We start from the raw sequence: 6,978 nt of genomic DNA, 5'->3' as shown, positions 1-6,978 counted from the left end.
GACGGTGACCCTGACCCTGACCGGCACACGGGTCGTGGCCGCCGTCGACGGGCGCGAGGTCGCCGGCGCGACCATGCCGGACGACTTCCCCGACTACCGGCGGCTGCTGCCCCGGTCGACCGGTGCGCCACCGGCACACCGGTTCCCGGTCGACGCCGCCGCCCTGCGGACGGCGTTGCGGGCCCCCGACGCCCCCACGCTGGACCGGGAGCACGCCGGGCGGCGGTACGCGGTGACCGTGCTCGGCGCCGACGAGCGGGGGCTGCGGGTGCTCGCCCCGGACGAGCCGACCACCGGGGTACGGGTCGGGGTGGACGGCCGTTACCTGCTGGACGCGCTCGACGCCGCCGGCGGCGGGCAGCTGGTGCTGGAGCTGGACGGCCCGATCGCGCCGCTGGCCATCCGCCGCCCGGACGACGAGGACGCCTTCTCCGTCCTCATGCCGATCCGGCTCTGAGCGCACCATCGGTGGCCGCGGGGTACGGGCGTACCGGGCGTGAGTGGACGCGACGGTAGCATCGGTGGGTTCCCACCTGACTTCCCGGACGGAGGCGTACGGAGCAGCATGCTCGACATGGAGTTGATCCGGAAGGATCGCGAGGCGGTGGCGACCGCGCTGGCGAAGCGACTGGATCCCGCCGAGGTCAACCGGGTCCTGGACGAGATCCAGCGGCTCGACCAGGAACGCCGTGCCCTGATCACCGGGATCGACGCCGAGCGGCAGCGCCGCAAGGCGGAGGCGCGGGCGTACGCGGCGGCGAAGCGCGCCGGCACCGAACCGGAGGTCTCCGCACCGGAGGCCGGCCGCAAGCAGCTCGCCGAGCTGGAGGCGGAGCTGGACGAGGTGCAGTCCCGGCTGCGCGGCGCGATGAGCGAGCTGCCCAACCTGCCCGCCGACGACGTCGTGGCCGGCGGCAAGGAGGCCAACCGGGTGGTGAAGACCTTCGGTGAGCCGCCGGTGATCGAGAAGGTGCGCGACCACGTCGAGCTGAGCCGGGCGCTGGGTCTGGTGGACCACGAACGCGGGGTCAAACTCGGCGGCTCCGGCTTCTGGATGTACACCGGCCTGGGCGCCCAGCTGGAGTGGGCGCTGGTCAACTGGCTGATCGAGCAGAACATCAAGGCCGGGTACGAGTTCCTGCTCCCGCCGCACCTGCTGCTGGACACCGCGGGCTTCGCCGCCGGCCAGTTCCCGAAGTTCTACGACGACGTCTACCACCTGGACCGGGAGTCCGCGCCGCGCGGGCAGTTCCTGCTGCCCACCGCGGAGACAGCGATCCTCGGGGCGTACCAGGACGAGATCCTGGACACCGCCGCGCTGCCGCTGAAACGGTTCGCGTACACCCCCTGCTACCGCCGGGAGGCGGCCGGCTCGCACTCCGACGAGCGCGGCACCGTCCGGGGCCACCAGTTCAACAAGGTGGAGATCTTCCAGTTCACCCTGCCCGAGCAGGCCGACGCCGCGCTGGAGTCGATGGTCGGCCACGTGGAGAGCCTGGTCGAGCGGCTGGGCCTGCACCACCAGACCAGCCTGCTGGCAGCCGGTGACGCCAGCGCCGCGATGCGCAAGACCCTCGACATCGAAGTCTGGATGCCCAGCACCGGCAAGTACAAGGAGGTGTCGTCGGTCTCCTGGGGCGGCGACTACCAGGCCCGCCGGGCGGCGATCCGGTACCGGGAGCCGGGCGGCAAGCAGACCCGCTTCGTGCACACCCTCAACGGTTCGGCACTGGCCACCAGCCGACTTTTCCCGGCCATCCTGGAGCAGTTCCAGCAGCCCGACGGCTCGGTGCTGGTGCCACAGGTGCTCCGCGACCGGCTCGGCACCGACCGGCTCACCCCGAGACGCTGATTCGCCGGCGGTGGGGGTCGGGCGACCCGCCCTCCGCCGCCGTCGTCCGGCCCCGCCGCCGGACCAGCGCCGCGACCGCCAGCAGCACCACCAGCCCGCCGGCGAGCGCCGCCGGGCCGGCCGTGTCCAGCGCGGAGACCAGCGCCTGCTGCACCCGGGCCGCGCCGACCACCACCGGGTCGCCGAAGGCGTCCCGCCGGCCCAGTGCCAGCCGCACCTCGTACCAGCCGTACCAGGCGACATAGCCGCCGGCGAGCAGCAGCACCAGGCCGCTGAGCCGGGGCACCCACGCCCCCGCGCCGCGCAGCCGGGCCACCACCTGGCCGCGCAGCAGCGCCACACCAAGCGCGGCGACCGTCACCACCAGCCCCATCCCGACCGCGTACCCGACGAAGAGCGCCATACCCCGCGCCGCCGACCCGGCCTGGAGGCTGGTCACCACGATGGCCAGGAACGGGGCGATCGCGCAGCCGAGGGAGGCGAGCGCGTAGGCCATGCCGAACACCACCGTGGACGCCCACGACCGGGTCAGCCGGGGTGCCCGGGCCAGCGGGCGCACGGTGGGCAGCCGCCGGCCGGCGAGCAGCCAACAGCCCAGCGCCAGCAGCAACACGCCCAGCCCGACGGTGAACCAGGGCAGCCGGGGGCGCAGCCAGTCGGCCGCCGGTGCCAACGCGAGGCCGAAGGCGCCGAAGACCAGGACGTACCCGGTGGTCAGGCCGGCGGCGGCGGTGAACGCGCGGCCGACGGCGCCCCGGGTGTCGGCAGCCCCGGCCACCAGCAGCGACAGGTACGCGGGCAGCATCGCGAAGCCGCACGGGTTGACCGCGCCGAGCATGCCGGCGGTCACCGCGAGCAGTAGCGGCGCCTCCATCAGCCGGCCAGCGCGGTGACCCGGCGGGTGAGGTCCTCGCCGTCGAGGAAGCCCTGGTGGATCACCTTGCCGTTCCGGTCGATGACCACGAACGTGCTCTGCTCGACGACCTCGAACCGCCGCCAGAGCGCGCCGGTTCGGTCGTCGAGTTGGAGGGTGCCGCCGAGTTCGAACTCGGTGACGAAGTCCTTCATGGCCTTGTGCTGGCCGAGACCGGCGACGCCGACGATCGGCACCCGGTCCCGGAACTGCGGGGCGATCTCGGCCACCGTCCACGCCTGACTGGCGCAGGTCGCGCACCAGGGCGCCCAGAACCAGAGCACCACCGGCTTGCCGGCCAGGTCGGCAGCGGAGAAGGCCGCGCCGTCGAGGGTCTTCGCGGTGAACCTCAGCGTCTCCGACACGGGCGCCGCCGAGCCGCTCGCGGGCGGTGTGGCGGTGGCGGGCGGTGTGGCGGTGGCCACCACGGCGACCTCGTTGACCGGCTGCGTCCGGGGCGGCTCTCCGCCCGCGCAGCTGGCCAGCGCGACCGTCAGCGCGGCGGCGGTGACGAGCCGGGCGGGCGGCCGGCCACCCGTCGTGTTGCCGGGGTACGACCGCATCCCGGTCTCCTCTCGGTGGGCTACTTCGCGTCGACCAGCCGCAGCGCCAGCGCCGGGCAGACCTTGACCGCCTTCATCGCGCCCTCCTTGAGCCAGGTCGGCACCGGTGTGGCGGGGAAGGCGGGGTATCCGTTCTGGTCGAGCCGGATGAAGTCCGGCACGACGTGCGCGCAGAGCCCGTGCCCGTCGCAGCGGGACCAGTCCAGGGCGAGCTTCTTCGGGTCGGGATCGGGCGCGCCGGGCAGTCCCATCACGCCCTTGACCCGCTTGCCGCAGCCCTCCCCGGTGGTGTGCAGCTTCAGGTCGTCGCCGAAGACCTCCATCGCCGAGAGCGCGAACCGGGAGGTGCCGTCGGGGTGGCTGCACGCGCCGCGTCCCTTGACGTCACCGGCGGCGGCCCGGACCACCTCGACCGGCGCGCTGCCGGAGACGGCCAGGTCGACCGCGCGGGCCAGGTCGGGCAGGCCCCGCTTGCACGGCCCGCACTGGCCGGAGGACTCGCCGGCCAGGTAGCGGACCACCTGCGCGGCCTCGCCGAGCGGGCAGGTGTCCCGACCCAGCGGGACGATGATGCCGGCGCCGAGGGTGCCGCCGACCGCGGTGAGACCCGCGCGGGAGACCAACGCCTTGTCCGCCGCCTCCGGGGTGATCCACCGGCCGTGGTAGCCGCCCGTCAGGATGCCCGGCCCGTCCGGCACCTCACACAGGTCGAGGATCTCCCGCAGCGGGGTGCCGGCGGCGCACTCGACCACGGCCGGCCGCTTGGCCTGGCCGGTCACGGTGAGCAGCACGGTGCCGGGTTCGTCGTCGGTGCCGAGCGCCGCGTACTCGTACGGACCGAGCCGGGCCGCGATGGCGACCTGGGCGTACGTCTCGGCGTTGGACAGCAGGGTGGGCAGGTTCCGCACGCCGGAGTCGCTGGACCGCTTCTTGGTGCCGGGCGGGATGTGCGGCAAACCGTTGATCCCGTTGACCAGCGCGCCCCCCTCGCCGGAGACGAACCGGTGCGGCACGGTGACGATGCCGGTCGGCACCGGCATCCGGCGTTCCTGGAGGGCCTCGGTGAGCGAGTCCAGGCCGACGAGGTCGTCGGCCACGCAGAGCACGATCTCCTCGGCGTCGAGCGCGTACGCGGCCAGCGCCGCGCCGTCGAGGATCAGGTGCGGCGCGCGGGTGAGCAGGACCTTGTCCTTCCAGCTCGCCGGCTCCCCCTCAGTGGCGTTGACCACCACCACGGCAGGCAGGTCCTGCCGCTTGCAGGAGTCCAGCACCGCCTTGAGCTTTGTGAAGAAGGGGAAGCCCGCGCCGCCCTTGCCCTTGAGTTGGATGCTCTCGGCCAGCCGGAGCAGGTTGCTCGGTTCCATCGGCCCGATCGGGCCGTGCACCATCTCGTGTGCGACGAGGTCGAGCCGGCCGAACTCGGCGAACCCGGCGGTGAGCCGGGGCTCGCCGATGCAGGCCACCGGGGGCACCTTGGTCCGCTTCACTTGGCCTCACCCCGCAGCCCGGCCCAGTACGCTCCGTCCACCTCGGCCGCGTCGGCCCGGCCCTTGCGCCGGCCGGACCGGCTGTCGCCGGTGGCCCGCATCTTGCGCCGGGAGGCGAGGTCGACCAGGGTCGGGGTGTCGTCGACGGGCAGGTCGTCGGCCACGTACCGGGCCGGCGGACGCCAGTAGTCGGGCTCCTCGGGCACGTCCGGCTCGATGCTGTGCCGGCCGGCGGAGACCGGCTCAGCCGAGATGGGCCGGGAACTCTCCCAGCGGCGCGGGCTGTCCCAGGGCTCCTCGGGATCGGCGGTGCGACGCCGGGGCGGCGCGGAGTAGCGGGCGGCCACATCGTCGTCGTCGCGGCGGGCGCGACGGCCGGTGGACACCGGACGCACGTCCTCGTCCTCCTCGTACCGAGCCCGACGACCGGACGACACCGGACGGACATCCTCGTCCTCGTACCGGGCGCGACGGCCCGTCGACACCGGACGCACGTCCTCGTCCTCCTCGTACCGAGCCCGACGACCGGACGACACCGGACGGACATCCTCGTCCTCGTACCGGGCGCGACGGCCCGTCGACACCGGACGCACGTCCTCGTCCTCCTCGTACCGAGCCCGACGACCGGACGACACCGGACGCACGTCCTCGTCCTCCTCGTACCGGGCGCGGCGACCGCTGGAGACCGGGGCGACGTCCTCCTCGCGACGGCGGCTGGACCGCTCCTCGTCGCGTACCCGCTCGGTGCGCCGGGCAGCGGGCGTCGAGTCCCGCTCGCGGCGACGCGGCTCCGGCTCCTCCACCTCGCGGCGGGAGCGGCCGGCGCGGACCGGTTCGCGCAGGGTGCCGGGTTCGGGCACCACCGGCACGGTGAACCGGTCGGGGTCGCGACGGGTGGCGGCAGTGGGTGCCGCCCCCCACGACCCGGCGGTGGTCTCCGCCCAACCGCTGCGGGCCCCCCGGCTCTCCTCCTCCTCGCCCTTGCGCAGGCCGAGACCGCCGAGCAGGATCTTGGTCTTGCTCTCCTCGCCCTTGCCGGTCATCGCCGCGTTCAGCGCGGCGGCCTGGGTCTGTTCCCGGCTGCGTCTGGTGAGGTAGACCGAGAGCCGGACCAGCAGTGCGACCACCACGAGCACCACGCAGACCAGGTAGCTCAGCATCACCCAGGTCGCGGGCTTACGACCGACGTTGAGACCGTGGGTCAGCGCGAACGGCCAGGCGAGGTAGGCCATGGAGTGCAGCGCCCGCCAGAACCACTTCGGTCCGACCCCGGCGAAGCGGACCCGGACCAGCCCGGTCCACAGGACGCTGACCATGAGGAACGAGGCGACGGTGCCGAGACCGACGTAGAGGCCGTAGCCGCCGATGAACGGCACCACGGCGTCGGTGGGACCGGCCCGACCGATGGAGATCTTGGTGATGATGTGGAAGATCAGGCCGGCGACGGCGAGGATGCCGGTGGCGCGGTGGGCGGACTGGAGCAGCAGCCGGTGCCGGGCCTGCAACACCAGCCGGTCGGTGGCGAGTAGACCCAGCATCACCGTCAGACTGAGCGAGACCAGGGTGGCCACCCCGGCGAAGAACTCGGTGAACACGAAGCCGTACGCGTACATGGCCCCGCCGTTGCCGGACATCTCGATGCCCGCCCACGCCAGGCCGAACGCGGAGGCGCCCATCAGTGCCATCGAGGACTTGGACACGGTCCGGACACCACGGCTGCTGGTGCTCGTACGGACGGCCTCCGCCTTCTGGTTCTGCTTTGCCCGGGCCATCTGCTCCTCGATCATGTCTCACGGCGGCACCGCCACCGGCCGACCTGCTCCCCCATCCAGTACGGAGCGGTAGGGTCCGCGGATCAGTGTCCGTGTGGAATTTTCTCGGGCCTTTTTCGAACCACCCCGGCTTCCGGCGCGTGTAATGCCTTCCAGTGCCCGGGAGCTGCCGGGATCGGGGCCGCCCCGGCGCCTCCGGCCGAACCCGACGCGGATGAGCCCGCCAAACCGGAGGCATGGCGTTAGAGTGCTTTTGTGCTGTTCGACCGTTTTTCTGCTCGGGTTGGTTGGCTGACCGCCTTCTTCGGCGTACCGGCACTGCTGGCGCTCCTCCTGCTGGTCTACTCGGCCCTGCACCGCACCGACGTGGCCCCGGCGACCCACCCGGCAC

General features: G+C 73.2%; 5 protein-coding genes and 1 pseudogene. 2 read left to right on the top strand and 4 right to left on the bottom strand.

Features of this window, described 5'->3' with window-relative positions; genetic code table 11:
• Together E1166_RS31255 and serS are read left to right on the top strand one after the other, a co-directional pair.
• A pseudogene (locus tag E1166_RS31255) lies at positions 1–457 on the top strand (MerR family transcriptional regulator); the annotation flags it as partial.
• Positions 458–565: 108 nt separating this feature from the next.
• Positions 566–1,852 carry a serine--tRNA ligase gene (gene serS, locus E1166_RS28265; protein ID WP_132342931.1) on the top strand — a complete coding sequence of 429 codons (1,287 nt, stop codon included), beginning with the start codon at positions 566–568 and terminating at the stop codon, positions 1,850–1,852.
• On the opposite strand, the gene E1166_RS28260 is transcribed toward serS, so the two are convergent.
• Genes E1166_RS28260 through E1166_RS28245 form a run of 4 tightly spaced genes read right to left on the bottom strand, consistent with a single transcriptional unit; the run spans position 1,836 to position 6,602 of the window.
• Positions 1,836–2,726: a cytochrome c biogenesis protein CcdA gene (locus E1166_RS28260; protein WP_132342930.1), complete on the bottom strand. Its 891-nt coding sequence runs from the start codon at positions 2,724–2,726 to the stop codon at positions 1,836–1,838. The genes serS and E1166_RS28260 overlap by 17 nt on opposite strands.
• Positions 2,726–3,328: a redoxin domain-containing protein gene (locus E1166_RS28255; RefSeq protein WP_132342929.1), complete on the bottom strand. Its 603-nt coding sequence runs from the start codon at positions 3,326–3,328 to the stop codon at positions 2,726–2,728. The genes E1166_RS28260 and E1166_RS28255 overlap by 1 nt, the downstream gene beginning before the upstream one ends.
• 20 nt (positions 3,329–3,348) lie before the next feature.
• Positions 3,349–4,815, bottom strand: a complete 1,467-nt coding sequence (locus tag E1166_RS28250; protein WP_132270744.1) for an NADH-quinone oxidoreductase subunit NuoF family protein — start codon at positions 4,813–4,815, stop codon at positions 3,349–3,351.
• Positions 4,812–6,602 (bottom strand): hypothetical protein, encoded by a 1,791-nt coding sequence (locus tag E1166_RS28245; RefSeq protein ID WP_243710568.1) that lies wholly within the window; start codon positions 6,600–6,602, stop codon positions 4,812–4,814. Before E1166_RS28245 ends, E1166_RS28250 begins: the two co-directional genes overlap by 4 nt.
• Between the last annotated feature and the right edge of the window lie 376 nt (positions 6,603–6,978).

Source organism: Micromonospora sp. KC213, from assembly GCF_004348325.1.
In the GTDB taxonomy this organism is placed as follows: Bacteria; Actinomycetota; Actinomycetes; order Mycobacteriales; family Micromonosporaceae; genus Micromonospora.
The sequence above is the reverse complement of the archived record's forward strand: the minus strand, read 5'-3'. Positions and strand labels throughout refer to the sequence as shown.